Origin of the sequence: Bradyrhizobium semiaridum (assembly GCF_020329505.1) — a bacterium.
GTDB classification, from domain to species: domain Bacteria; phylum Pseudomonadota; class Alphaproteobacteria; order Rhizobiales; family Xanthobacteraceae; genus Bradyrhizobium; species Bradyrhizobium semiaridum.
The window spans coordinates 24,454-48,632 of the sequence record NZ_JAGKJJ010000031.1 but is presented as its reverse complement, the minus strand read 5'-3'; the positions used below and the strand labels follow the sequence as shown (position 1 = coordinate 48,632).

The window sequence follows — 24,179 nt, the reverse complement described above, 5'->3', positions numbered from 1 at the left end:
ATTCTTACGGAACGAGGCTTGTCCGAGCCCGGCTGCTTGCCGGTTCCGCGTTTACCATCCCGACCGGAGGCCCCTTCGTGCGCGCGATTCGTGCTCCGCACCCGCCGGGGAACAGCTCAGGCGAATGTCGATTTACAGGCTGCGCGGGTGCCGCGATGATCGCCACCTCACGCGGCCGACAAGACCCCTGCAAGGAGGCGACGATGCGCGGACAAGACCGATCCTGGATGGCGATCGCGGCGCTGGCCGTTGCCCTGATATTCGGCACGGCAGCACAGGCCCAGACGTCGCCAAACAATGCGACGCCGACGCCCGACAACGCGGTGTTGCTCACCATCTTCTTCAAGCACGACCAATCGCGTCCGCTGAGCGAATTGAACGCCCAGCTCGAGGGGCAGGGATTCTACAAGGCGTTTCCGCCCGAAGGTGTCGAGGTCGTCAGCTGGTATGTGATGATGGGGATCGGCCAGGTGGTGACGCTGCGGCTGCCGGCCTCGCGGCTGCGCGAGGTCAACCGCATCATCGAGAACAGCGCCTGGGGCGCCTATCGCACCGAGTTCTATCCGACCTACGACTACAAGGCGGTCGGCATCGCCAATCACGACAAGGCGAAGCAATAGCCGAACCAGAGCTGCGGCCGCACCAAGCCCGCCGGTTCTGCCTCGCGCAGAACCACTGCATCGATAGCGATCAGCCTCGATCTACGCGTGCGCCCGCGAGGGCAAGCTCAGCCGCTTCGCCAGAATGCGCAGATCCTCTTTCCGCCCGCTGCAGAGCAGGCGGTTGAATTCGTCAGGATCGATACAGACAGGCTGGAAATCGGCTGATTGGCGCGTGGCGCGGCGTAGCCGGAACGACTGGAAGAGACGCTTGAGCATCTTCATGGTTCTTGGGCCCCGATGAGCGTCTTCATTAAATCACGGTAAGGAAGATTGGTTCCGCGCTCGCCCGGCTCCACGCCAAATTTTGCCGGGTCAGGCAAGCAGCGCCTTGCGCTTCCGCACCCGCACAATGGAGCGTTCGACGGCCGTCCGATCAAGCGCGCCATCTTGCACCGCAGCGGCGACCACCGCGGCAATCGCCGCCAGCTCCTGCTCCTGGTCGAGCAGGTTGTTGCCGATGCAGACCATGTCCATGCCGGCGCCGATCGCCTCGAGGCTGGCTGCGCCGGTGCCGAGCGCCTTCTGCAGCCCCTGCATCTGCATGTCGTCCGATATCAGCAGCGTCTCCGGCAGGCGGCGGCGCAGCCGGCCGATGCCATCCGGTGACAACGTCATCGGATTGCGCGCGTCCCACGGACGGACGATGGCGTGGCTGACCAGCACCGCATCGCCGAAGGTCTGTGGCGCCAGCGTGTAGAACAATTCCTCCTGCTCCGGCCGCAGCGCGCCGGAAATGTCCATGAAGTCCAGATGCGAATCGACGTCGGCGCCGCCGATGCCCGGAAAATGCTTCAGGCAGAGTCCGACCCGCGCCTGCCGCGCCGCGGCGTCGACCAGCCGCGCATTGGCCTCGACCTCGCCGATCTCGGCCGAATAGGACCGCTTGATTCGGCCGATATTGGGATTGTCGGCGTTGTAATCGACGTCGATCACAGGCGCGAAATTGTAGCGGATGCCGAGGCGGCGCAGTTCGCCATAGCTCGCGGCCAGGATTTTCAGCTTGTCATCCGCTGCGAGCAGGTTGAAATCCCTGGCGCTCGGCAGCGGCTGAAAGCCGAGGCCGTCCTTCAGCCGGCGCACCAGCCCGCCCTCCTGATCGATGAACAGCAGCGGTCCCGACGGCAGCGCCGCGATCTCGGCGCATAGCGACTGCACCTGCGCCGGAGACTCGATGTTGTTGTCGTACAGCCGCGTGCGGCAGGAATAGTCGAACAGGATGACGCCGCCGAGCCCGAAGCGCGCGGCAAACTCCTTCAGCCAGGCCGGGACGACCTTGCCGTGGAAGCCGAGGATGAAGAGTTCGCCGATGGCATCGGGCATTCGCGGGTCCTGCGCAGAATCAGGTGCGGCGTCCTGCTTACGGCATAACATGCCCGCCGGTGGTAAGAATATGCTGACCGGCCGCGTTCCCCATGCGCGCAACACCATGTTAGAGAGGGCCGCAAGCCACCGCCGCAAGGCCACGACAAAGACAATCCGGAAACGACCATGACCGCACCTTACGTCCCGCAAATGGCCCTCTATCGCCAATGGCTGAAGGAGCAGCGCGGGCTCAGCTTTGCGAACTTCGAGGAGATGCGGCGCTGGTCGGTCACCGACATCGACGGCTTCTGGCAGAGCGTCTGGGATTATTTCGACCTGCGCTCGCCGACGCAGCATTCGGCCGTGCTGGCCGAACGTAAGATGCCGGGCGCGGTGTGGTTTCCCGGCGCCTCCGTGAACTACGTGCGGCAGGTGTTCCGCCATGTCGAGCCGGCGCACGCGGCGGGGCTGCCGGCCCTGATCTCGAGCGGCGAGAACGGCAAGCTCGTGGAGACGAGCTGGCCGGAGCTGCGGCGCAAGGTCGCCGCGCTGGCGCTGCATTTGAAGGCCAACGGTGTGCGCTCCGGCGATCGCGTCGCGGCCTATCTGCCGAACATCCCGGAGACCATCATCGCGTTCCTGGCCACCGCGAGCCTCGGCGCGATCTGGAGCGTCTGCGCACCCGACATGGCGGCGCCCGCGGTGATCGACCGCTTCAAGCAGATCGAACCGAAGGTGCTGATCGCCTGCGATGCCGTGACCTATGCCGGCCGCCGTCATGACAGGCACACCGTGATCGAGGAGTTACGGCGCGCGCTGCCGACCGTCGAGCATGTGATCCTGCACAGCGAGAGCACCGGCTCCGGGACGCAACTGGCGTCGATCCTCGCAGGCCGAGGTGCCGCGATCGATGCATTCGAGCCGGAATGGCTGCCGTTCGATCATCCGCTGTGGATCGTCTATTCCTCCGGCACGACCGGACTGCCGAAGCCGATCCTGCACAGCCATGGCGGGATCATGATCGTGACGCTGCCGCTCGGCGCGCTGCACAACGACGTCGGCTGCAGCTACCATCCGAACTCGTTCGGCGAGCGCTTCCACTGGTACTCTTCGACCGGCTGGATCATGTGGAATTGCCAGGCCAACGGCCTGCTCAACGGCACCACCTGCTGCATCTTCGACGGCAGCCCCGGCGGATCCAAGGACAAGCCGGACTGGACCACGCTGTGGCGCTTCGTCGCCGATTCCAGAGCGACGTTCTTCGGCGCCGGCGCGGCGTTCTTCGCCAACTGCACCAAGGCGGAGATCGATCTCGCGACTGTCGGCGACCTCTCGGCGCTGCGCGCGCTGGGCTCGACCGGCTCGCCGCTCAGCGCCGACACGCAGAGCTGGTTCAACGACCGCTTCGCCGCGCTGTCGAAGCGGAACGGCAGCGTCGCACAGGCCGAGATGTGGTGGGCCAACATTTCCGGCGGCACCGACTTTGCCGGCGCCTTCATCGGCGGCAATCGCGAGCTGCCGCAGCAGGCCGGCACCATGCAGTGCCGCCTGCTCGGCTGCGCGGTGGAAGCCTTCGACGAACAGGGCCGCGCCGTGATAGACGAGGTCGGCGAACTCGTCTGCACCGAGCCGCTGCCCTCGATGCCGCTCAGGTTCTGGAACGATCCCGGCGACGCACGCTACCGCGCCAGCTATTTCGAGACCTATCCCGACAATTTCGACGGAAGCGGCCGCGGCCCGGTGTGGCGGCACGGCGACTGGCTCAAGATCAGCCCTGATGGTTCCTGCGTGATCTATGGCCGCAGCGACGCCACCATCAACCGCCACGGCCTCCGCATGGGCACCAGCGAACTCTATTCGGCGATCGAAGCGCTGCCCGAGGTGCTGGATTCGCTGGTGGTCGATCTCGAATATCTCGGCCGCGACAGCTACATGCCGTTGTTCGTGGTGCTGCGTGAGGGTATCGCGCTGGATGCGGCGATGAAGGCAAAGATCAACAAGGCGGTCGAGGCCGGCCTGTCGCGCCGCTTCCTGCCCAACGACATCTTTGCGGTGGCAGAGATTCCGCGCACGCTGTCCGGCAAGAAACAGGAGCTGCCGGTCAAGAAGCTGCTGCTCGGCCACGCGATCGAGAAGGTCATCAACCGGGATGCGATGGCCAATCCCGGCTGCCTCGATTGGTATCTCGACTTCGCCAAGAGCTATCTGAACAAGCAGGCCGGCGCGGCGTAGCGCCGGCGCCGCGATTCCCAGGAACACCACATGTCCTCGCCAAGCTATATCGACCCGCTCAACGGGAAGCTCTATCCGCTGGATATTCCGCGCTGGTGTTCCGATGACGGCAAGCCGCTGCTGGTGACGCCGCTAGCCGGCATCTCGCGCGACGACGTCGATCGCGGCACGCGCTCGCTGTGGCGCTATCGGGCCGCCCTGCCGGTCGAGATCGGGCAGCCGATCACGATGGGTGAAGGCTGCACGCCGCTGGTCGAGAAGGCGTGGGGCGAGTTGCGGCCGCAGTTCAAGCTCGAATGGTTCAATCCGACCGCGAGCTTCAAGGATCGCGGCACCACGGTGATGCTGTCATTCCTGCGTCAGCTCGGCGTCGACGCTGTGCTCGAGGACAGCTCCGGCAATGGCGGCGCATCGGTCTCGGCCTACGGCGCGGCAGGCGGCATGCGGGTGAAAATCCTTGCGCCCGCCACGACCTCGCCGATGAAGGTCGCGCAGATGCACGCCTTCGGCGCCGAGGTGCAACTGGTCGAGGGCCCGCGCGAGGAATCCGAGGCGGAAGCGATCCGCCAGTCGAAACAGACCTTCTACTCCAGCCACAACTGGCAGCCGTTCTTCCTGCAGGGCACCAAGTCGCTGGCCTACGAGATCTGGGAGGATTGCGGCTTCACCGCGCCGGACAACGTCATCATGCCGGTCGGCGCCGGCAGCAGCCTGCTCGGCTGCTATATCGGCTTCAAGGAACTGCTCAGGGCGGGCCAGATCGCGCGGCTACCGCGGCTGTTCGCCTCGCAGCCGCTGAACTGCTCGCCGGTCGATGCCAGCTTCACCGCCGGTGTCGACACGCCAGTCAGCCGCGAGGTCCGCAAGACCATTGCCGAGGGCACCGCGATCAAGCATCCGCTGCGGCTGAAGCAGATGATCGCGGCACTGCGCGAGAGCGGCGGCGGCACGGTCGCGATCCCCGAAGACAGCCTCATCGCGGCGCTGAAGCGGATGGCGCAGACCGGCCTGTTCGTCGAGCCGACGTCGGCCTCTGCAGCCGCCGCGCTCGACGTGCTCAGCGCGCGCGGTGCGATCCGCACCAGCGAGCGCACCGTCGTCATTATCACCGGGACGGGGATCAAGGCGGCATCGCTGATCACGGAGCTGCTGGGAGCGACCTAGGGGAACTGCCGTCGCAGGTGCCTCGCTGCCAAAATGACGAAAACAACCCCATGCAAAGGAGCGGGCGGCTGCCGACGCTCGACAAGGCAGCTTGACACGTCGCTGGGCAAAAAGGGGCCGCCAAGGGCCCGTAGCAGACATCTCGCTCTATTCGGTCACGTCGCTCCATAGACCTCAACCGTTTCATAACCTGGCTTGCTAAACTTCAACCTGCGCGAGCGCTTGGTGCGAGGTGAGCCATGGTTGAAGCAAGCACGATTCACATCATCTATGAGCCTCCTTATAAGGGGTCCCAGGTGCGGGACTTCCGCAACGCGACCTCGGCACTCTCGACGAGCTGGCGCATATCGAGGCGCTGTACGGAAAGACCGCGGCCTACATGGACGCCCGCGACCTGCTGGCCGCCGACATGCCTTACCTCGGAAAGCAAACGCCGACCTCGCTCTTCGGTCGGCTTCGCTGGGCCACGCGGGGCTGGCGCGGCAATCGACAGTTCTACGAGGGAGGTTAGAGCGGGATGAGGTTAGGTTGAATCGGTTTGACCGCGAGTTCGCTCCACCTCTCCCCGACGGGGAAAGGTCGATTTGCGCCAGCAAATCGGGTGAGGGGCCGCAGCTTCAACGAGAGACCGTAACCCCTCACCCGGCGCTGCGCGCCGACCTCGCCCGAGGGAGAGGTAAACCCTCCGCTGCCGCTCCAACCCAACCTGATCTCATTGTGCTTTAGCTAGGCGGCAAATTCGCAGCACGTTCCCGCTGCGGGATGTTCGGCGTGCGCGGCAGCGCCGAGACGAGCACGGGCACCATTGCGCCGGCCTCACACCGATGGCGGGTTGAGCCGCGCAAAGCCGTCCTGGATACGATAGGGATAATACGGATAGGCCGGCATCACCGCGCTGGCCTGGTCGAGGCGCGCGATCTGGTCCGGTGACAGCGACCATCCGAACGCGCCGAGATTGTCACGCAGCTGCGCCTCGTCGCGCGCGCCGATGATCACCGACGACACGCTGGGCCGCGCCAGCAGCCATGCGATCGCGATCTGCGGCACGCTGCGGCCGGTCTCGGCGGCGACGGCATCCAGCGCGTCGACGATCGCGTAGAGCCTGTCGTCATCGACCGGCGGGCCGAACTGCGCGGTCTCGTGCAGCCGGCTGCCCTTCGGCAACGGCTGGCCGCGCCTGATCTTGCCGGTGAGCCGGCCCCAGCCGAGCGGGCTCCAGACCAGGGCGCCGACGCCCTGGTCGAGCGCAAGCGGCATCAACTCCGATTCATAGTCGCGGCCGACCAGCGAATAATAGACCTGATGCGCGACATAGCGCGGCCAGCCATGCCGTTCGGCGACGGCGAGCGACTTCATCAGGTGCCAGCCGGAGAAATTCGAGGCGCCGACATAGCGCAGCTTGCCGGCCCGCACCAGCGCATCGAGCGTCGCCAGCACCTCGTCGACCGGCGTGAAGGCATCGAAGGCATGGAGCTGCAACAGGTCGATATAGTCGGTGCCGAGACGCCGCAGGGCGGCATCGACCGCCGCGACCAGACGATGCCGCGAAGTGCCGGCATCAAGCGGCCCCTCGCCCATCGGCAGGCCGGTCTTGGTCGAGATCAGCACCTTGTCGCGCCGGCCCTTGATCGCGGCGCCGAGGATCTCCTCCGACGCGCCGTTCGAATAGACGTCGGCGGTGTCGAACAGATTGACGCCAGCCTCCAGACAGATGTCGATCAAGCGCCGGGCTTCGCCGGCGTCGCTCCGGCCCCACGCCGAGAACAGCGGCCCCTGCCCGCCGAACGTGCCGGTGCCGAAGCTGAGTACCGGGACCTTCAGGCCGGAGATACCGAGATTGCGATAGTCCATGGTCCAGCTCCTTGCGATGTTTGATTATTCCGCCGGGCACTGCGCGGCGAGAACGGCGGGCCGATCGAGCCGCAGGCTCCACACCGCGAGCAGCAGGCCGACCGCGGTGATCACGGCCGCCACCAGCGGCAGCGCGCCAAGGCCGAGGCCGCGATCGATGGTGATCCCGCCGGCCCAGGCGCCGAGCGCATTGCCGAGATTGAAGGCCGCGATGTTCAGGCTCGAGGCCAGCGTGCGCCCTTCGACGCCGGCGGCTTCGAGCACGCGAAGCTGCAGCGGCGCGACGGTTGCGAAGGCGGCGATGCCAAGGATGAACAGCAGCGCCACGGCAAGCGCCTTGACCGAGATGACAGCGGCGAGCGCGACGAGGACGGCGGCGAGACCACCGAGCGTGATGATCAGCGCACGCGCCAGCCCCTTGTCGGCGAGCCGCCCGCCCGCGACATTGCCGATCGCAAGGCCGGCGCCGAACACCAAGAGGATCGGCGACACCGCGGCATCGGAGAAGCCGGTGAGCCGGGTCAGGATCGGCTGCACATAGGTGAAGACCGCGAACAGGCCGCCGAAGCCGAACACCGTCATGGCGAGCCCGAGCAGCACCTGCGGGCGGCCGAGCACGGCGAGCTCGTCGCGCAGCGGCGCCGGCTTGTCGCTGGCGCCGACATGGCCGGGCACCAGCACGGCGAGCACGATGAAGGCGACCACGCCGATCGCGGCCACCGCCCAGAACGCCGCGCGCCAGCCCAGCATCAGGCCGAACCAGGCACCGAAGGGAACGCCGAGCAAGGTCGCGACCGTCAGCCCGATGAACATCGTCGCGATCGCGGAAGCCCGCTTGTCCTCTGCGACGAGGCTGGTCGCCACCACAGAGCCGACGCCGAAGAAAGTGCCGTGCGCCAGCGAGGTGAGGATGCGCGCCGCCATCAGCAGCGCATAGCTGGGCGCCAGCGCGCAGGCCGCGTTGCCGAGCGTGAAGATCGCCATCAGCGCCAGCAGCACCGCCTTGCGCGGCATCTTGCGCGTCGCAAGCGTCAGGATCGGCGCGCCGACGAACACGCCGAGCGCGTAGCCGGAGATCAGGAGGCCCGCCGCGGAGACCGAGACCTGCATGTCGGCGGCGACCTGCAGCAGCAGACCCATGATGAGGAATTCGGTGGTGCCGATGCCGAAGGCACCGGCGGTTAGGGCAAGAACAGCAGCAGGCATGGGTCGCTCCCAATCGAATGGCATTCCGCGATGCGAGATAGCGAAGCCGGCGTAAAAGGATTAGGATCGCCGCAATCCAATCATTTATGACGTGAATTCATCATGGTCCGATCCGACAGCAACCGTTCCGGCGAGATGGAGGTCTTCGTCCGCGTCGTGGATCTCGGCGGCTTCACGGCGGCCGCCAAGAATCTCGGCCTGACGCCATCGGGCGTCAGCAAGCTGATCTCGCGGCTCGAGGCCCGGCTCGGCACCCGGCTGGTCAACCGCACCACGCGCAAGCTGCTGCTCACGGCAGAGGGCCAGTCGTTCTACGAACGCGCGCTCGCCATCCTCGCCGATATAGAGGAGGCCGAGCGGCTGGCCGGCTCGGGCGCGGCGCCGCGCGGCCATCTCACCGTCAACAGCAACATCCCGTTCGGCATGCTGCATGTGATGCCGCTGCTGTCCCGTTTCATGAGCGAGCATCCTGACGTCACGCTCGACGTCGTGCTGACCGACACCCTGGTCGACCTAATGCAGGAGCGCGCCGACGTCGCGATCCGCGCCGGCCCGCTCGGCGCCTCACGGCTGATCGCGCGCAAGCTCGGCACCAGCCGCATGGCCGTCGTCGCCGCGCCGTCCTATCTCGCCCGCTACGGCACGCCGAAGACGCCGGCTGACCTCGCCGCGCATCGCGGCATCGGCTGGACCTTCCCGCGCAGCATCCGCGGCTGGCCGTTCCGCCGCGCCGAAAAGATCGAGGAGGCGCTGCCGCCGCCGGTCGCCCGCGCCAGCGACGGCGAGGTTGCGCGCCGGCTCACGCTGGGCGGCATTGGCCTGGCGCGGCTGGCGCTGTTTCACATCGGCCCCGATATCGAGGCCGGCCACCTCGTGCCGGTGCTGCAAAACCTCAATCCTGGAGATCGCGAGGACATCCATGCGGTCTATGTCGGCCACGCCGGCCCGCTGCCGGCGCGGGTGCGCGCCTTCATCGATTTCCTGGCCAAGCACATCCGGATCGGCGATCCGGCGCTGCGGCGGGGTACGGACGGCAAGTGGAAGATCGTTGGCGAGCCGGTGCGGACATGAAGGACGAGCGGGAAGCCTTTCAGCTGATCACGGAGTCGCTCCGCATCGCGGCCGATCCAGGCCAGGTCTGGGACGCGATCATGGATCGCAATGCCGGCGAGAGGTGGCGCAACGCGCATTTCGCCACGGACTGGCGGATCGGCGGTCCAATCGAGATCGAGGCGGTGATCGGCGAGAAGCGCTATCGCGACAAGGGGCACGTGATCCGCGTCGAGCCGCCGTCACGGCTCGCCTACAGCTATTGGTCGCTTGTTTCCGGCCTGCCGGATCGCCCGGAGTCCTATTCGATCATCGACATGACGCTTGTGGCCGAAGGCGGCGCGACCGTGCTGACGGTCACCCAGCAGGTGCCGCCTTCGCCGGTGCGCCGCGGCAACGGCTGGGAGATCGGCGCAGAGTCGGGCGCGAAGCACGCCGCGTTCTACTGGCGCATGGCGCTGCCGCGTCTGAAGCGGGTCGTCGAGGAAGGGCTTGCTGTACGGCCGCCTGATCCTGCGAGAGGCTAAAGCGGATCAGGTCAGGTTGAATAGGTTCGACCGCTGGTTCGGTCCACCTCTCCCTTTGGAGAGGTCGATTTGCGCAGCAAATCGGGTGAGGGGTTACGGTCTACCGAGAGAGCGAGAGCCCTCACCCGGCGCTTTGCGCCGACCTCTCCCAAGGGAGAGGTGGACCTCCGCCGCTGCTCCAGCTCAATCCAAGCTCATCCCGACCTAGACCCGCTTCAGCAGATAGAGCTGCGTGACGTAGGGAAATACCACATCGTCGGCGCCGCCGAGGCCGGCCTCGCGCAGGATATCGTCCGTCCTGGTCCGCAGCTTCGCCTTCTCCGCATCGGGAAGGTTGGCGACATAGCTGGTCGATGCGACGCGCTCGAACACACCCTGCCGCGCCATCCGGTGCGGATGCTCCTGCACGATCTCCTTGTCGAGCACAAAGCGCGGATCGTTCAGGATCCAGCGCCACCGCCCGGATTGATGGCGGGGCGTATCGCCGGCGTATTGCTCGATCATCACCGACAGCGCCTTGACCCACGGCGTGCCGTCGTCCCTGACGTTCCAGACCAGCGCCAGCGTGCCGCCTTGCCGCAGCAGGCGGGCGATCTCGGCGACCGACGGCTCGTTGTCGAACCAGTGGAACGCCTGGGCGCAGGTGACGAGATCGACGCTACCGGTCTCGAGCGCGATCGCATCGGCGCGCGTGTTGATGACTTCGACCTTGCCTTCGCTCGCCAATTTCGCCGACATCTCCGCGACCGGCTCGACCGCGACGAGCCGCGCCGTGGCTGATAGATGCGGCAGCAGCAGGCGGGTGAACTTGCCGGTTCCGGCGCCGAGATCGATGACGCAGCGCGCGCCTCGAAGCGGTAGCGCGGCGATGATGTCGGCCGGATAGCTCGGCCGCCCGGCCTCGTAAGCGCCAACCGCGACACGATAATTCTTCGCCGTGGGATTCAGTGTCATTTTGCTGCTCCTGCGCGCCGTTGTGCCTGCCGGATGCGTATAGAGCAGTGGCGCGCAGGGCTGGGAAGAGCGTGTCGATTCAAAATTCGCGGAGCGTTCGTCACCTTTGCGTCACAGCCCGTTCGCGCTCAAGCCAAGCTCTGCACGGCAGGCGCGCAGGCCGGCCGGACGGGTTGGCAAGCGCAGCCAAAGCCGCTAAAGGTCCGCCCCCTTCACATCAGCATCCGAGCAGAACATGTCGAGCGCCCCGCCCGCCGTCTCGATCGGCGTCGATTTCGGCACCAGCAACACCGTGGTTGCGCTGGCCGATGGCGACGGCCGCGTCGAGGCCATCCGATTCGATCATGGCGGCCGCACCCACAGCGTCTACGTGTCGGCGCTGTGCTTCTGGGAGGAGCGGCCGGGCGCCGGCCTGCATCCGCGAGCCGAGGGCGGCCCCTGGGCGATCGAGCAGTTCCTCGAAGGGCGCACCATCCACCGCTTCATCCAGTCGTTCAAGACGTTCGCGGCGAGCTCGGCCTTCAACACCACGCAGATATTTCGGCAGCGCTACAAGTTCGAGGATCTGCTGGCCGCGTTCCTGCGCACGCTGGCGCGCCATGCCGGCGACAGTTTTGATCTGGGCGCGCCGACCATCATGGTCGGCCGTCCGGTGCGCTTTGCCGGCGGCAATCCGAATGACGAGCTCGCGATGCAGCGCTACCGCGCCGCGTTCGAGCGGCTCGGCGCCGGGCATGCGCGCTACGTCTACGAGCCGGTCGGCGCCGCGTTCTCTTTTGCGCGCAGCCTCGACCACGACGCCACCGTGCTGGTCGCCGATTTCGGCGGCGGCACCAGCGACTTCTCGGTGATGCGGTTCTCGCGCAAGGGCGGCGTGCTGCGCGCCGAGCCGCTCGGCCACGCCGGCATCGGCATCGCCGGCGACAGCTTCGACTATCGCATCGTCGACCACATCGTCTCGCCGCGGCTCGGCAAGGGCACCAACTATCGCTCGTTCGACAAGGAGCTGCCGATCCCCAACCACTACTACTCCAGCCTCGCCCGCTGGCATCAGCTGGCGATGATGAAGGGCAATGGCGATCTGCGCGAGCTGCAGCAGCTCGCGCGGACCGCGCTCGATCCGGCCCCGCTGCAGGACTTCATCACCATCGTCGACCACGATCTCGGTTTCGCGCTCTATCGCGCCGTCTCAGACACCAAGGTGGCGCTGTCGAGCCACGACCGCGTCGAGTTCCGCTTTGCCCGCGAGGGCATCGACATCGGCGCCACCGTCACCTGCGCCGATTTCGAGGGCTGGATCGCCGACGACATCGAACGGCTCGGCGCAACCGTCGACGAGGCGCTGGCCAAATCCGGCATCACGGCGGGCGACGTCGAGAAGGTGTTCTTGACCGGCGGCACCTCGTTCGTGCCGGCGGTGCAGCGGCTGTTCGCCGACCGCTTCGGCGCGGCGCGGCTGACCTCGGCGGATCAGTTCGAATCGATTGCGTACGGTCTCGCGCTGATCGGCCACAGCCAGGATCCCGACCGCTGGACCGTGGCAGAGGCGGCGTGACGTTCAGCTTCAAGTCTTGATCCCGACCGCGCACGCGACTACATCACGTCAATCATCAATCCGAGAGGATGCCGACGGCCATGGATTTCATCCGGACAGCAAAGCCCATCAGCGTTGCCCACCGGGATATCCATTGCCATGCCTGCATCGATCGCACTCTCGAATCTGACCCTGTCCGCGCCTGACGGGCGGGTTCTCCTCTCCAGCATCGACCTCAATTTCGGACCCGAACGGACCGGCCTTGTCGGCAGGAACGGCGTCGGGAAAACGACGCTGCTTGCCCTGATCGCCGGTGAGCGTGTGCCGCAATCCGGCACCGTCTCGGTGCAGGGGCGCGTGGCGATGCTGCGTCAGGCGGTTCAGGTGAAGCCCGATGAGCGGGTCGTCGACCTGTTCTGCGCGCGAGAGGCACTTGCCACACTGCGCCGCGCCGAACGAGGCCTTGCCACCACCGAGGAGCTTGCGGATATCGACTGGACGCTCGACGCCCGCATCGGGTCTGCGCTCGACCGCGTCGGCCTCAACGCTGCGCTCGACGCGCTGCTGACGACGCTGTCCGGCGGCCAGGCGACCAGGGCGCGCCTCGCCGCCCTCACCTTCGCGGAGCCGGACTTCCTGCTGCTGGATGAGCCCACCAACAACCTCGACCGCGAGGGACGCAGAGCGATGATCGAGCTGCTCGCCAACTGGCACCATGGCGCCATCATTGTCAGCCACGACCGCGAGCTGCTCGAGAACATGGATGCGATCGTCGAACTGACCTCGCTGGAAGCAAGGCGCTACGGCGGCAATTGGAGCCAATATCGCGCGCGCAAGGCGATCGAGCTTTCGGCCGCGAGGCACGACCTCGCCGATGCCGAGAAGCGCGTCGCCGAGCTCGATCGCAAGGTGCGGGAAACGGCGGAACGGAAGGCGCACAAGGACGGTGCCGGCGCGAAGCAGCGCGCCAAAGGCGGTATGCCGCGCATTGCCGCCGGCCTGCGCAAGGACCGCAGCGAGGACACCGGCGGCGAGCACGCACGTCTTGCCGAGCGTAGGCGCACGCAAGCGCTCGAGCTCGCCGATACCGCGCGACGGCGCATCGAGGTGCTTCAACCGTTCTCGGTGCAACTGCCGTCGACCGGCCTGCCAGCCGGCAAGATGGTGCTGCGGATCGACGCCGCCGATGTGGGCTACGCGACTGATGCGCCGATCCTGCGTGACGTCAGCTTGTCCATCTCGGGTCCGGAGCGTGTCGCGATCGTTGGCCCCAACGGCGCGGGCAAGACGACGCTGCTCAGGCTGATCAGCGGCGAATTGCCGCCATTGCGCGGCACGGTGCAGGTGATGACGCGCTTCGCGATGTTCGATCAGGCGGTCAGCCTGCTCGATGCGTCCGCCTCCATCCTGGACAATTTCCGGCGCATCGATCCGCGCGCCGACGAGAATGCGTGTCGCGCAGCCCTGGCGCGGTTCATGTTCCGGGCCGATGCAGCGCTGCAGACCGTTTGCTGTCTCAGCGGCGGCCAACTCCTTCGCGCCGGTCTCGCCTGCGTTCTGGGCGGTACGGCACCGCCACCGCTCCTGATCCTCGACGAGCCGACCAATCACCTCGACATCGAGTCGATGGAAGCGGTCGAGGCCGGCCTGCGCGCCTATGACGGCGCGCTGCTGATCGTCAGCCACGACGAGACCTTCCTCGAAGCCATCGAAGTTAGACGCAGGTTCGATCTCGGTGCTTGTGCCGAAGCCCGTTAGGGCGTCTGCTGGCGGAGAGGGAGGGATTCGAACCCCCGATAGGCTTGCACCTATGCCGCATTTCGAGTGCGGTGCATTCAACCACTCTGCCACCTCTCCGGTGGACCGGGTGATTTGCGCCACCCGCGGTCGGGGCGTGTTCTAGGCGAGGATGGCGGGACAGACAAGGCGCTGCAATAATATTTCCGTTACGGCGCCGGCGAACCGCACGGGCCTTTACGGCGGCCGAAGAACCTACGCGGAAACAAAGCGCTAGCGGCATGGTTACGGTCTGATCGGCTACTCGCCGGGCCAGCCTGAACAGGGAGCGGACGATGGAGCATCTGACGATTCGGGCCAACGGCGCCGCGTTGCACGTCGCGCGGATCGGCCGCGGCCGGCCGCTGCTGCTGTTGCACGGCTGGCCCGAATTCTGGCTGACCTGGAAGCCGGTGATGACGCGGCTGGCCGACCGTTACACGCTGATCGCACCCGACCTGCGCGGCTTCGGCGACAGCGACAAGCCCGAGGGTGACTGCGGCCCCGATCAACATACCGACGACATGCTGGCGCTGCTGGATGCGCTCGGCATCGAGACGGCCGGCGTGGTCGGCCACGATGTCGGCGGCGCGGTGATGCAGCCGCTCGCCCGCAGGGCGCCGCAGCGGATCGCCGGGCTGTTCTTCTTCGATTTCGTCTATCCCGGCATCGGTCCGCGGATGGCGGCGCCGGATCGGCTGAATCACATCTGGTACCAGTCGTTCCACCAGATGGAGATGGCACCGGCGCTGGTCGGCGCCACGCGCGAGAGCTGCCGCAGTTATATCGGGCATTTTCTGCGCAACTGGTCGCATCGCAAGGCGGCATTCGACGACGTGCTCGAAGCCTTCACCGACAATTTCATGAAGCCGGGCAACCTCGCCGGCGGCTTTGCGCATTACCGCGCGGCGCATGCGGCGCGCGTCAAGATGATGCAGGGCGAGGCGCCACAGCTGCCGCCGATCGCGCTGCCGACCTGCATCCGCTGGGCCGAGCACGATCCGCTGTTCCCCTACGCCTGGACCGACCGGCTCGGCGAGACCTTTACCAGGCTCGACCTCAAGATGTTCGCCGATGTCGGGCACTTCCCGCATCGCGAGGATCCCGACCGCGCGGCCGCGGAGATTGCCGGGTTCTTCGAGAGGATCAACTGGAAGTAGAAATGGGTGGGACCGCCAGGACGCGACAAAAAACTGGCGGTCCCGTGCCGCTTCACACAATTGCTGGCCGGGAAGTGCGGCTTCGCCGGTCGGCGGGAGCGACGAGACCACGGTAGCGCCCGCGATCAAAACGACAACGCGAACCCGATCTTAACCTAACCTGTCAACCTTACCGCTTGCGGCTTGCCGGCGCCGAGGCTCACGCCGCCTCAATCGTCGGCCTTCTTGGCCTTCTTAGGCTTTTTCTCGGACTTCTCACCGTTGTTGCCGTTCTTCTCGTCCTTGCCGTTGTCCTTCCTGCGGTTGGTGTAGCGGGCATTGCCGAGCCCGGTGCCGATCGTCAGCACACCCCAGCGCTCGACATCCTGCATGAAGGGCACCTCGGCGAGCCCCTGCACCACGCCGTCATTGTGCATCACGACCGCGGTGTCATGGCCGCCGATCTCCGGGATCGCCTCGACCAGGCTCGCCGGCAGGTTGAACTTGCTGCTCTCCCAATTGCCGGGGAGATTCTGCGCGCCCTTCTCGATGCTGCCGTCTGCGTCGATCACGCCGGGACAAGCGACGCCGATGAACGGCGCAAGCTTCAGGTCCTCGGCTTCGGCGGCGTCGATCAGGTCCTTCAGCATCTTCACCAACCGCTTCACTGCGCCTTCGCGGGTCGGCTCGTCGTCGGCGTGACGCCACAGCTCCGATTTCCACACCGTCGCCTTGGACAGGTCGGGTGCCTTCTTCCAGCGCGTCTCGACCACGCCGCAGCGGATATTGGTGCCGCCGATATCGACGGCCAGCACGCCGTCATGGGCCTCGAAGATCCAGGACGGCGCGAGATGCAGCGAGCCGATCAGGCCGGCGTCGTCGGGATGAAAGCGGATCGGCATCATGTCGACCTTGAAGTCCTCGGACTTCAGGATGATCTCGGCGCGGGCAATGGCAAGCGCGCCGAGGCGGCTTTCGCGAAAGCCGCCGCCGACGATGATCCGCTCGGTCTTCGCCCAGTATTTGGTCTTGAGAAAGCGGCGCGTCACATAGGCGAGTTCCTGGGCAAACTCCTCGATCGCGCTGTGCACCACCGCGGAGGCCTCGGTGTCCTCGCCGATCAGCATGTCATCCAGCTTCTTCTTGCTAATCTCGTCCGACGGCTCGTCGCCGAACGGATCCTCGCCTGATTTGCGCAGCGGCTTGCGCCAGCGCTCCAGGATCTTGCGGAAGGCACCCTTGGAGGCGCGATCGCCGAGGAAGCCCTCGTCGTCCTTCAGTTCGATGTTGAAACTGTCGATATCGACCGAAGGCAACCGCGCGGCACCGTGCCGGGCGATTCCAGTGGTCGCAATTGCGTCTTCAGTCATGTATCCCTTGCCCCGTGAGAGCCCGCCGGGGACAACGGACATGGAACCCGTTGGTTTCACGGGCGCGCGGCGTGGATCCGGGCCTCAACAGGACCCAAATGGCGCCAAACCCTTCGATTTTCGTCGGTTTTCGCCCCGCTTTACCTTGACTCTGCGCGGTTTGCGGCTATAAGTCCCGGCAATCCGGCGCGAGGATTTCTCGCGCCGCTTGTTTTTGCGTGAAATTATGCGGGGACTTGTGCCCGTTTCGCGCAGAAAACGTACCCTGAACCGACTGAACAAAAAGCTGGCCCGGATGCGTCCGAGGCCGGGATCGAACACGAAGGAATCAAAACGATGTTCGCAGTCATCAAAACCGGCGGCCGGCAGTTCCGGGTCGTTCCGAATGATGTACTCGAGATTGGCAAGATCGCCGGCGATGTCGGCACGATCGTGCAGCTTAACGAAGTTCTGGTGCTCGGCAGCGACACGCCGGTGCTGGGAACGCCCACCGTGGCAGGCGCGTCCGTTGCAGCCGAAGTGCTGCAGCACAAGCGCGGCCCCAAGGTGATCGCGTTCAAGAAGCGTCGCCGCAAGAATTCCCGCCGCAAGCGCGGCTATCGCGACGAGCTCACGGTGCTTCGCATCACCGAGATCCTCGCCGACAACGCCAAGCCGACCATCGGCCCGCGGCCGAAGAGGGAAAAGGTCGCGGCGCCCGCGGAAGCAGCCGAGTAAGGCTGCCGCGGCAAGCGAGCAAAAGTGAACGTCGCGCGGCAAGACGTGAAGCGTGACAAAACGTGAAATGATTCCGTCAAGGAATTGATCTAGAGATCAAAGCGAAGTTCGGAGACGAGCCATGGCTCACAAAAAAGCAGGCGGTTCATCGCGCAACGGACGTGATTCCAAGGGCAAGCGCCTTGGCATCAAGGCGTTCGGCGGCGAGCTCGTCATTCCCGGCAACATCATCGCGCGTCAGCGCGGCACCACCTGGCATCCCGGCCTTAATGTCGGCATGGGCACCGACCATACTCTCTTCGCCAAGGTCGAGGGTCATGTCGAGTTCCGTGCCAAGGCCAACGGCCGCACTTTCGTATCGGTTATTCCGGTGGCGGAGGCGGCCGAGTAGACGGTGGACATAGATGAGTCCGCCGGGTCCTGTTGAACCGGCGGAGTCACAAGGGCTCCAAGGGGAGGCGGGATAACCGGCCTCCCCTTTTTGCTGCGCGTGTTCAGCTTCGGCCACGCGTGGCGTTCCAAGCGTTGCGTATCGTTTATTCGCATCACAGGAGCTCGACATGTTGCAGGACATCCCGATGCCGACCTTGCGCGAGGCAAGAGCTTGCGTCCTCGAGACCGAACGGCTGACATTGCGCAAGCCGACGCTCGCGGACGTAAAAGCAATCGCACGCCTCGCCAACGATCGCCGCATCGCGGAGAACACCCGCCGCCTGCCGCATCCCTATACCCAGGACGACGCCATCGACTTCGTGCGTGCGGTGGCCGGCGGCGGACGCGAGACGGTGTTCCTGATCGAGAACAATCACACGCCGATCGGCATGGTCGGTATCGACTGGCGCGAAGAAACCGCAGCCGAACTCGGCTACTGGCTCGGCGTCGAGCATTGGGGCCAGGGTTTCGGCACCGAGGCTGCGCGCGCGGTGATCGACTACTTCTTCGAGGAGTTCGACCTCGACCAGCTGATCTCGGGCGCCCGCGTCGCCAACCCGTCATCGCGCAACATCCTCGAGAAGTGCGGCTTCCAGTGGAGCGGCGTCGAGCTGCACCGCTTCGAGGCGCTGGGATCATCGACCCCTGTCGACTGCTTCCGCCTGTCGCGCGGCGTCTGGGCCTCGCTGAAGAGCTGGAACAATTCGATCCGGCGGGAGAGCTGATCTTCACCCTCCCCCGGAGGGCCCTCGAGGGGAGGGTGAAGGCCTACGCCGGCGGATTCACCGCGGGGTCCTCGCGGCCGAGCTGCTGCTCGCGGATGAAGATGTAGAGGCCGGCGGCGATGATGATCGCGGCGCCGACGATGGTGGCCCAGGACGGCACATCGCCGAACACCACGAAGCCGAAGATCACCGCCCAGACGATCATCGAATACTGATAGGGCACGACGACGCTGGCGGGCGCGAGCTTGAGCGAGCGGTTGACGCAGAGCAGCGCGGCCACCGAGATGATGCCCGCAGTGAAGAACAGCGCGAGGCTGCCGGCCGATGGCGTGACCCAGCCGAACGGCGACAGCACCGCGCCCAGGATGAAGGTGCCGCCGAACTGCGTGGTCGCCAGCACGATGTCCGGCGTCTCGCGCAGCGAGCGGGTGATCAGCATCAGCACGGCAAACGACAGGCTGCCGCCGAGTGCGATCATCGCCGGCCAGCTGATGGTCTGCGCCGACGGCCGCAGCGCGATCAGCACGCCGCAGAAGCCGACCAGGATCGCCGTCCAGCGCCGCCAGCCGATATGCTCGCCGAGCACGAGGCCCGACATCGCGGTGACGAAGATCGGTCCGGCCAGATAATAGGTGATGACGTCGGCGAGCGGCAGGTAGACGGTCGCCAGGAAGAACGCCGCGACCTCCAGCGTCGACAGCGTGATGCGCAGCAATTGCAGCCAGGGCCGCTCCAGATGCAGGAAGTCGGCACGGCGCTTCCAGACAATCGGCAACAGCACCAGCAACGCCGCGCAGGCGCGCAGCCACAACAGCTGGCCGACCGAATAGGTCGCGACGATGAACTTGCCCATCGCATCGCCGAACGAGAACATGAAGATCGACAGCAGCATCAACCCGATGCCGGCAAGCCGCGCTGACCGATCGTCATAGGAGGACAGCTTTGCGAACAGGCTCATTGCTCTTGTTGTCGCCGCGCGTGAATCGGCCGGTGTTGCTGCCGGTTTTAGCGGCGTGGCGGTGCAGGGCAACCCCGCCGGGGCAAATCGAACCAATTGTCGCAGTGCGGCACCTGCGCTACCGGTAGGTCAGAACCCAAGAACAGAGCAGGAAACGCCGCATGAGCGAGTTCGACCCCACCCAGCACCGCATGGTTTCAGCGCAGCGCTGGTTCGAGGATTTCGTGCTCGGCGAGCGCTTCGTGATTCCGAGCCGCACCCAGACCTCCGCGGTGTTCGCCGCGTTCCAGACCGCGAGCGGCGACACCCATCCGATCCACTACGATGTCGAATACTGCCGGGCGCGCGGCATGCCCGAGCTGCTCGCGCATGGCTTCCAGACCCTGGTGCACACCGCGCCCGGCGCGGGCCTGTTTCCTTATGTCGTCGAGGAATCCCTGATCGGCTTCCTGGAGCAGTCCAGCAAGTTCCTCAAACCGGTCTATGCCGGTGACACGATCTACCCCGCGCTGGAGGTGATCGAGCTCGTTCCCGGCCGCACCACCGGCGTGGTGACGCTGCGCTCGACCGTGCACAACCAGCGCCGCGAGCTGGTGCTGGAAGGCACGCAGAAATTTCTGGTCCGGCGCAGGCCGACCTAGCCGCCGCCAGCCGCAAAAAGGCCCAAAATTAAGGCTTTTCACCGGTGCGTGGGCGTTTCCGGTTGCCGCAGCGGGCCCCCTGCCCTAACTAGAGCAAGCTGGCCCTGATGAGATCAGAACCTGCACGCTCACGATTGTTGCTTTGACGCGTTTTCTTCACGCGAACCGGCGACCGCTTCGCTTGAAAACGCTATAGTAGAAATCATGAAATTCCTCGATGAAGCCAAGGTCTATATTCGCTCGGGCGACGGCGGCAACGGCTGCGTCGCATTCCGGCGCGAGAAGTTCATCGAGTTCGGCGGCCCCTCCGGCGGCAATGGCGGCCGCGGCGGCGACGTCGTCATCGAGTCCGTCGACGGCCTCAACACGCTGATCGACTACCGCTACCAGCAGCACTTCAAGGCGCAGAAGGGCGGCAATGGCATGGGCAAGGACCGCCATGGCGCCAACGGCAAGTCAATCGTGCTGAAGGTGCCGGTCGGCACCCAGGTGTTCGACGAAGACCGCGAGACGCTGCTGTACGACTTCACCGAGCTCGGCGAGAAATTCGTGCTCGCCAAGGGCGGCAATGGCGGCTTCGGCAACGCGCATTTCAAGTCCTCCACCAACCGCGCGCCGCGCAACGCCAATCCCGGCGCGCCGGGCGAGGAGCGCTGGATCTGGCTGCGGCTGAAGCTGATCGCCGACGCCGGCCTCGTCGGCCTGCCCAACGCCGGCAAATCGACCTTCCTGTCGGTGGTCAGCGCCGCCCGCCCGAAGATCGCCGACTATCCCTTCACCACGCTGCATCCGCAGCTCGGCGTGGTCGATGTCGGCGGCCGCGAATTCGTGCTCGCCGACATTCCCGGCCTGATCGAGGGCGCCCATGAAGGCGCCGGCCTCGGCGATCGTTTCCTCGGCCATGTCGAACGCTGCCGCGTGCTGCTGCATCTCGTCGATGCCACCTGCGAGCATGCCGGCAAGGCCTACAAGACGGTGCGCACCGAGCTCGAGGCCTATGAGGGCCAGCTCGCCGACAAGGTCGAGATCGTCGCGCTGAACAAGATCGACGCGGTCACGCCGGACGAGTTGAAGAAGCAGAAGGACCGCTTGAAGCGGGCGGCGAAGAGGACGCCGCTGCTGCTTTCCGGCGCCACCGGCGAAGGCGTGCAGGAGGCGCTGCGCGCGCTGGTCGAGGTGATCGGCGAGGCGCCGGTCTCCAACAAGGCCAAGAGTCAGACGGAGCCGTGGGCGACGCCGGTGCCGCAGGGTTGAACGCCCTCCGGACTTCCCAAGCCACATCGTGGCGCGTATTGCTTCCACCACTCCGCCAGACCAAGCCCATGAAACGCCCCGCGCTCAAGAATTTCCGCCGTATCGTCGTCAAGGTCGGCTCGTCGCTGCTGGTCGATTCGCAGGCCGGCGAGCTGCGCGCCGCGTGGCTCGCGGCGCTGGTCGACGACATCGCCAGGCTGCACAAGGATGGCCGCGAGGTGCTGGTGGTGTCGTCGGGCTCGATTGCGCTCGGCCGCAGCCGCCTGAAGCTGCCGCGCGGGCCGCTGAAGCTCGAGGAGAGCCAGGCGGCCGCGGCGGTCGGCCAGATCGCGCTGGCGCGGATCTGGTCGGAGGTGCTGGGGCATCACGGCATCGGCGCCGGGCAGATTCTCGTCACGCTGCAGGACACCGAAGAGCGGCGCCGTTATCTCAATGCGCGCTCGACCATCGCCAAGCTGCTGGACTGGCGCGTGGTGCCGGTGATCAACGAGAACGACACCGTCGCCACCAACGAGATCCGCTACGGCGATAACGACCGCCTCGCAGCCCGCGTCGCCACCATGGCGAGCGCCGATCTGCTGATCCTGCTGTCGGACATCGACGGCCTCTACACCGCGCCGCCCGCCGTCGATCCGAATGCGACGCTGATCCCAGTGGTCGAGAGCATCAGCTCGGAGATCGAGGCGATGGCGGGCTCCGCCGGTTCGGAGCTGTCGCGCGGCGGCATGACCACCAAGATCGAGGCGGCGAAGATCGCGACAACCGCGGGCACGCATATGCTGATCGCGTCCGGCAAGATCGAGCATCCGCTGGCTGCAATCGCCGATGGCGGCCGCTGCACCTGGTTCCTGACCCCGGCCAATCCTGTCACCGCGCGCAAGCGCTGGATCGCGGGATCGCTGGAGCCGAAGGGTACCCTGACCATCGATGCCGGCGCCGTGGCTGCGCTGCGCGCCGGCAAGAGCCTGCTGCCGGCCGGCGTCGTCAGGGTCGACGGCCAGTTCGCCCGCGGCGACGCCGTGGTGGTGCGCGGCCCCGACACCCATGAGATCGGCCGCGGCCTCGTCGCCTACGACGCCGACGACGCCGAGAAGATCAGGGGCCGCTCCTCACGCGACGTGACCGCGATTCTGGGCACCAGCGGCCGCTCCGAGATGATCCACCGCGACGACCTCGTGATCGGCCCGGCGGGAACGATTCCGGCCAAATAGGCCATTGACCGACCCGGCGGCGAGCCGCCCACCTGCCATGCCGGTTCCGCGCCTCGCCACCCCTCAATTGCCATGCTAGAACATGGCCTTAGGGCATGATCCGGAAAAGTGGACACCGGTTTTCCGAAAAGATCATGCTCAAACAAAGAGCTGAGACTATTATGACCGCGCCCCTGAAGGCGATCGACGGCAACGCCGATCTCTCCGCCCTGATGTCCGACCTCGCCGCGAAGGCGCGCGCCGCCGCGCGCGTGCTGGCACTGGCGCCGCCGGAGCAGAAGAACCGGGCACTCGCGGCGATCGAACGCGCGATCCGAGCCAATGCGCCGACGATCCTCGCCGCCAATGCCGAGGATGTCACTGAAGCGCGTGCCGCCGGCACGACGGCGGCCTTCCTCGATCGGCTGACGTTGACGCAGGCGCGCGTCGACGGCATGGCCGACGGTGTCGCCACCGTGCGCGAGATTGCCGATCCGGTCGGCGCGGTGACCGAAAGCTGGCAGCGGCCGAACGGCATGACCATCGAGCGCGTGCGGGTGCCGCTCGGCGTGATCGGGGTGATCTTCGAGAGCCGTCCCAATGTCGCCGCCGATGCCGGCGTGTTGTGCCTGAAGGCAGGCAACGCCGTGATCCTGCGCGGCGGCTCCGACAGCTTCCGCTCCTGCCGCGCGATCCACGACTGCCTGGTGCAGGGCCTGCGCGAAGCCGGCCTGCCGGAAGCCGCGATCACGCTGGTGCCGACCCGCGACCGCGCCGCCGTCGGCCTGATGCTGTCGGGCCTCAACGGCGGCATCGACGTCATCGTGCCGCGCGGCGGCAAGAGCCTGGTCGCGCGCGTCGAGGCCGAGGCGCGCGTGCCTGTGTTCGCGCATCTCGAAGGCGTCAACCATGTCTATGTCGACGGCAGCGCCGATCTCGACATGGCGAAGTCGATCGTGCTGAACGCCAAAATGCGGCGCACCGGCGTCTGCGGCGCGGCCGAAGCGCTGCTAGTCGACCGTGCCGCTGCGGCGACCAGCCTGAAGCCGCTGGTCGAGATGCTGCTCGATGCCGGCTGCGAGGTGCGCGGCGACGACGCCGTGCAGAAGATCGATGCGCGCGTGAAGCCGGCGGCCGATGAGGACTGGGGCAGGGAATATCTCGATGCCGTCATCGCTGCACGTCTGGTCGACGGCGTCGACGGCGCGATCGCGTACATCCAGAACCACGGCTCGCGTCATACCGATGCGATTGTCGCCGACGACGCCAAAGTCGCTGCGAAATTCCTCAGCGAGGTCGATTCGGCGATCGTGCTGCACAACGCCTCGACGCAGTTTGCCGATGGCGGCGAATTCGGCTTCGGCGCCGAGATCGGGATCGCCACCGGCAAATTCCACGCCCGCGGCCCTGTCGGCGCCGAGCAGCTGACGAGCTTCAAATACCGCGTCCACGGCACCGGGCAGACGCGGCCGTGATTATCGCCCGTGCACGGTAG

At 66.2% G+C, this 24,179-nt stretch carries 22 protein-coding genes and 1 tRNA gene; 15 read left to right on the top strand and 8 right to left on the bottom strand.

What is annotated here, in order from left to right; translation table 11 throughout:
* The first annotated feature begins 203 nt into the window (after positions 1 to 203).
* Positions 204 to 620, top strand: a complete 417-nt coding sequence (locus J6500_RS26910) for a hypothetical protein (RefSeq protein WP_376707864.1) — start codon at positions 204 to 206, stop codon at positions 618 to 620.
* 81 nt (positions 621 to 701) lie between these two features.
* On the opposite strand, the gene J6500_RS26905 is transcribed toward J6500_RS26910, so the two are convergent.
* Both J6500_RS26905 and J6500_RS26900 read right to left on the bottom strand, forming a co-directional pair.
* Positions 702 to 884: a hypothetical protein gene (locus J6500_RS26905; protein WP_225715721.1), complete on the bottom strand. Its 183-nt coding sequence runs from the start codon at positions 882 to 884 to the stop codon at positions 702 to 704.
* Between the two features lie 90 nt (positions 885 to 974).
* Positions 975 to 1,982 carry a glycoside hydrolase family 3 N-terminal domain-containing protein gene (locus J6500_RS26900; protein WP_225715720.1) on the bottom strand — a complete coding sequence of 336 codons (1,008 nt, stop codon included), beginning with the start codon at positions 1,980 to 1,982 and terminating at the stop codon, positions 975 to 977.
* 168 nt (positions 1,983 to 2,150) lie between these two features.
* Here J6500_RS26900 and J6500_RS26895 point away from each other — a divergent pair, with 168 nt between their 5' ends.
* Positions 2,151 to 4,196, top strand: a complete 2,046-nt coding sequence (locus J6500_RS26895; protein ID WP_225715719.1) for an acetoacetate--CoA ligase — start codon at positions 2,151 to 2,153, stop codon at positions 4,194 to 4,196.
* Between the two features lie 30 nt (positions 4,197 to 4,226).
* Positions 4,227 to 5,360, top strand: a complete 1,134-nt coding sequence (locus J6500_RS26890) for a threonine synthase (protein WP_225715718.1) — start codon at positions 4,227 to 4,229, stop codon at positions 5,358 to 5,360.
* A gap of 816 nt (positions 5,361 to 6,176) precedes the next feature.
* Here the strand turns inward: J6500_RS26890 and J6500_RS26885 are convergent.
* Together J6500_RS26885 and J6500_RS26880 are read right to left on the bottom strand one after the other, a co-directional pair.
* Positions 6,177 to 7,211 (bottom strand): aldo/keto reductase, encoded by a 1,035-nt coding sequence (locus J6500_RS26885; protein WP_225715717.1) that lies wholly within the window; start codon positions 7,209 to 7,211, stop codon positions 6,177 to 6,179.
* Between the two features lie 24 nt (positions 7,212 to 7,235).
* Complete coding sequence (locus tag J6500_RS26880; RefSeq protein ID WP_225715716.1) at positions 7,236 to 8,417, bottom strand: MFS transporter; 1,182 nt, start codon at positions 8,415 to 8,417, stop codon at positions 7,236 to 7,238.
* 102 nt (positions 8,418 to 8,519) lie between these two features.
* Here J6500_RS26880 and J6500_RS26875 point away from each other — a divergent pair, with 102 nt between their 5' ends.
* The gene (locus J6500_RS26875) at positions 8,520 to 9,488 is read left to right on the top strand and encodes a LysR family transcriptional regulator (RefSeq protein WP_225715715.1); all 969 of its coding nucleotides are present in this window, start codon (positions 8,520 to 8,522) and stop codon (positions 9,486 to 9,488) included.
* Positions 9,485 to 9,994, top strand: a complete 510-nt coding sequence (locus J6500_RS26870; protein WP_225715714.1) for an SRPBCC family protein — start codon at positions 9,485 to 9,487, stop codon at positions 9,992 to 9,994. Before J6500_RS26875 ends, J6500_RS26870 begins: the two co-directional genes overlap by 4 nt.
* Before the next feature lie 204 nt (positions 9,995 to 10,198).
* Here J6500_RS26870 and J6500_RS26865 read toward each other — a convergent pair whose 3' ends face one another.
* The gene (locus J6500_RS26865; protein WP_225715713.1) at positions 10,199 to 10,948 is read right to left on the bottom strand and encodes a class I SAM-dependent methyltransferase; all 750 of its coding nucleotides are present in this window, start codon (positions 10,946 to 10,948) and stop codon (positions 10,199 to 10,201) included.
* A 235-nt stretch (positions 10,949 to 11,183) separates the two neighbouring features.
* On the opposite strand from J6500_RS26865, the gene J6500_RS26860 reads away from it, so the two are divergent.
* Together J6500_RS26860 and J6500_RS26855 are read left to right on the top strand one after the other, a co-directional pair.
* On the top strand, positions 11,184 to 12,503 hold the full coding sequence (locus J6500_RS26860; RefSeq protein WP_225715712.1) for an Hsp70 family protein: 1,320 nt from the start codon (positions 11,184 to 11,186) through the stop codon (positions 12,501 to 12,503).
* A gap of 138 nt (positions 12,504 to 12,641) precedes the next feature.
* Entirely contained in the window at positions 12,642 to 14,240 is a 1,599-nt protein-coding gene (locus J6500_RS26855; RefSeq protein ID WP_225715711.1) for an ABC-F family ATP-binding cassette domain-containing protein, read from the top strand.
* A 9-nt stretch (positions 14,241 to 14,249) separates the two neighbouring features.
* Here the strand turns inward: J6500_RS26855 and J6500_RS26850 are convergent.
* Positions 14,250 to 14,339 (bottom strand) — tRNA-Ser (locus J6500_RS26850).
* Between the two features lie 215 nt (positions 14,340 to 14,554).
* Here J6500_RS26850 and J6500_RS26845 point away from each other — a divergent pair.
* A complete protein-coding gene (locus J6500_RS26845) occupies positions 14,555 to 15,418 on the top strand; it encodes an alpha/beta fold hydrolase (protein ID WP_225715710.1) in 864 nt (287 codons plus the stop codon).
* A gap of 209 nt (positions 15,419 to 15,627) precedes the next feature.
* On the opposite strand, the gene J6500_RS26840 is transcribed toward J6500_RS26845, so the two are convergent.
* On the bottom strand, positions 15,628 to 16,767 hold the full coding sequence (locus J6500_RS26840; RefSeq protein WP_225715709.1) for an ROK family protein: 1,140 nt from the start codon (positions 16,765 to 16,767) through the stop codon (positions 15,628 to 15,630).
* Positions 16,768 to 17,103: 336 nt separating this feature from the next.
* Here J6500_RS26840 and rplU point away from each other — a divergent pair, with 336 nt between their 5' ends.
* From rplU to J6500_RS26825, 3 genes are all read left to right on the top strand, one after another.
* Positions 17,104 to 17,484, top strand: a complete 381-nt coding sequence (rplU, locus tag J6500_RS26835; RefSeq protein WP_225715708.1) for a 50S ribosomal protein L21 — start codon at positions 17,104 to 17,106, stop codon at positions 17,482 to 17,484.
* A 121-nt stretch (positions 17,485 to 17,605) separates the two neighbouring features.
* Complete coding sequence (gene rpmA, locus J6500_RS26830) at positions 17,606 to 17,875, top strand: 50S ribosomal protein L27 (RefSeq protein WP_139479951.1); 270 nt, start codon at positions 17,606 to 17,608, stop codon at positions 17,873 to 17,875.
* Between the two features lie 169 nt (positions 17,876 to 18,044).
* Entirely contained in the window at positions 18,045 to 18,641 is a 597-nt protein-coding gene (locus tag J6500_RS26825) for a GNAT family N-acetyltransferase (RefSeq protein WP_225715707.1), read from the top strand.
* A gap of 43 nt (positions 18,642 to 18,684) precedes the next feature.
* Here J6500_RS26825 and J6500_RS26820 read toward each other — a convergent pair whose 3' ends face one another.
* Complete coding sequence (locus J6500_RS26820) at positions 18,685 to 19,599, bottom strand: DMT family transporter (protein WP_225715706.1); 915 nt, start codon at positions 19,597 to 19,599, stop codon at positions 18,685 to 18,687.
* 161 nt (positions 19,600 to 19,760) lie between these two features.
* Here J6500_RS26820 and J6500_RS26815 point away from each other — a divergent pair, with 161 nt between their 5' ends.
* From J6500_RS26815 to J6500_RS26800, 4 genes are all read left to right on the top strand, one after another.
* Positions 19,761 to 20,240: a MaoC family dehydratase gene (locus J6500_RS26815; RefSeq protein WP_225715705.1), complete on the top strand. Its 480-nt coding sequence runs from the start codon at positions 19,761 to 19,763 to the stop codon at positions 20,238 to 20,240.
* A gap of 204 nt (positions 20,241 to 20,444) precedes the next feature.
* Positions 20,445 to 21,494 (top strand): GTPase ObgE, encoded by a 1,050-nt coding sequence (gene obgE, locus J6500_RS26810; protein ID WP_225715704.1) that lies wholly within the window; start codon positions 20,445 to 20,447, stop codon positions 21,492 to 21,494.
* 68 nt (positions 21,495 to 21,562) lie between these two features.
* Positions 21,563 to 22,705 carry a glutamate 5-kinase gene (gene proB / locus J6500_RS26805; protein WP_225715703.1) on the top strand — a complete coding sequence of 381 codons (1,143 nt, stop codon included), beginning with the start codon at positions 21,563 to 21,565 and terminating at the stop codon, positions 22,703 to 22,705.
* Positions 22,706 to 22,866: 161 nt separating this feature from the next.
* On the top strand, positions 22,867 to 24,159 hold the full coding sequence (locus tag J6500_RS26800; protein WP_225715702.1) for a glutamate-5-semialdehyde dehydrogenase: 1,293 nt from the start codon (positions 22,867 to 22,869) through the stop codon (positions 24,157 to 24,159).
* Positions 24,160 to 24,179 lie beyond the last annotated feature (20 nt).

What these genes read in the sequence shown, in the direction of transcription:
- J6500_RS26910 (WP_376707864.1), top strand. Translation starts at nt 204, where the DNA reads ATGCGCGGACAAGACCGATCCTGGATGGCGATCGCGGCGCTGGCCGTT.
- J6500_RS26905 (WP_225715721.1), bottom strand. Translation starts at nt 884, where the DNA reads ATGAAGATGCTCAAGCGTCTCTTCCAGTCGTTCCGGCTACGCCGCGCC.
- J6500_RS26900 (WP_225715720.1), bottom strand. Translation starts at nt 1,982, where the DNA reads ATGCCCGATGCCATCGGCGAACTCTTCATCCTCGGCTTCCACGGCAAG.
- J6500_RS26895 (WP_225715719.1), top strand. Translation starts at nt 2,151, where the DNA reads ATGACCGCACCTTACGTCCCGCAAATGGCCCTCTATCGCCAATGGCTG.
- J6500_RS26890 (WP_225715718.1), top strand. Translation starts at nt 4,227, where the DNA reads ATGTCCTCGCCAAGCTATATCGACCCGCTCAACGGGAAGCTCTATCCG.
- J6500_RS26885 (WP_225715717.1), bottom strand. Translation starts at nt 7,211, where the DNA reads ATGGACTATCGCAATCTCGGTATCTCCGGCCTGAAGGTCCCGGTACTC.
- J6500_RS26880 (WP_225715716.1), bottom strand. Translation starts at nt 8,417, where the DNA reads ATGCCTGCTGCTGTTCTTGCCCTAACCGCCGGTGCCTTCGGCATCGGC.
- J6500_RS26875 (WP_225715715.1), top strand. Translation starts at nt 8,520, where the DNA reads ATGGTCCGATCCGACAGCAACCGTTCCGGCGAGATGGAGGTCTTCGTC.
- J6500_RS26870 (WP_225715714.1), top strand. Translation starts at nt 9,485, where the DNA reads ATGAAGGACGAGCGGGAAGCCTTTCAGCTGATCACGGAGTCGCTCCGC.
- J6500_RS26865 (WP_225715713.1), bottom strand. Translation starts at nt 10,948, where the DNA reads ATGACACTGAATCCCACGGCGAAGAATTATCGTGTCGCGGTTGGCGCT.
- J6500_RS26860 (WP_225715712.1), top strand. Translation starts at nt 11,184, where the DNA reads ATGTCGAGCGCCCCGCCCGCCGTCTCGATCGGCGTCGATTTCGGCACC.
- J6500_RS26855 (WP_225715711.1), top strand. Translation starts at nt 12,642, where the DNA reads ATGCCTGCATCGATCGCACTCTCGAATCTGACCCTGTCCGCGCCTGAC.
- J6500_RS26845 (WP_225715710.1), top strand. Translation starts at nt 14,555, where the DNA reads ATGGAGCATCTGACGATTCGGGCCAACGGCGCCGCGTTGCACGTCGCG.
- J6500_RS26840 (WP_225715709.1), bottom strand. Translation starts at nt 16,767, where the DNA reads ATGACTGAAGACGCAATTGCGACCACTGGAATCGCCCGGCACGGTGCC.
- rplU (WP_225715708.1), top strand. Translation starts at nt 17,104, where the DNA reads ATGTTCGCAGTCATCAAAACCGGCGGCCGGCAGTTCCGGGTCGTTCCG.
- rpmA (WP_139479951.1), top strand. Translation starts at nt 17,606, where the DNA reads ATGGCTCACAAAAAAGCAGGCGGTTCATCGCGCAACGGACGTGATTCC.
- J6500_RS26825 (WP_225715707.1), top strand. Translation starts at nt 18,045, where the DNA reads ATGTTGCAGGACATCCCGATGCCGACCTTGCGCGAGGCAAGAGCTTGC.
- J6500_RS26820 (WP_225715706.1), bottom strand. Translation starts at nt 19,599, where the DNA reads ATGAGCCTGTTCGCAAAGCTGTCCTCCTATGACGATCGGTCAGCGCGG.
- J6500_RS26815 (WP_225715705.1), top strand. Translation starts at nt 19,761, where the DNA reads ATGAGCGAGTTCGACCCCACCCAGCACCGCATGGTTTCAGCGCAGCGC.
- obgE (WP_225715704.1), top strand. Translation starts at nt 20,445, where the DNA reads ATGAAATTCCTCGATGAAGCCAAGGTCTATATTCGCTCGGGCGACGGC.
- proB (WP_225715703.1), top strand. Translation starts at nt 21,563, where the DNA reads ATGAAACGCCCCGCGCTCAAGAATTTCCGCCGTATCGTCGTCAAGGTC.
- J6500_RS26800 (WP_225715702.1), top strand. Translation starts at nt 22,867, where the DNA reads ATGACCGCGCCCCTGAAGGCGATCGACGGCAACGCCGATCTCTCCGCC.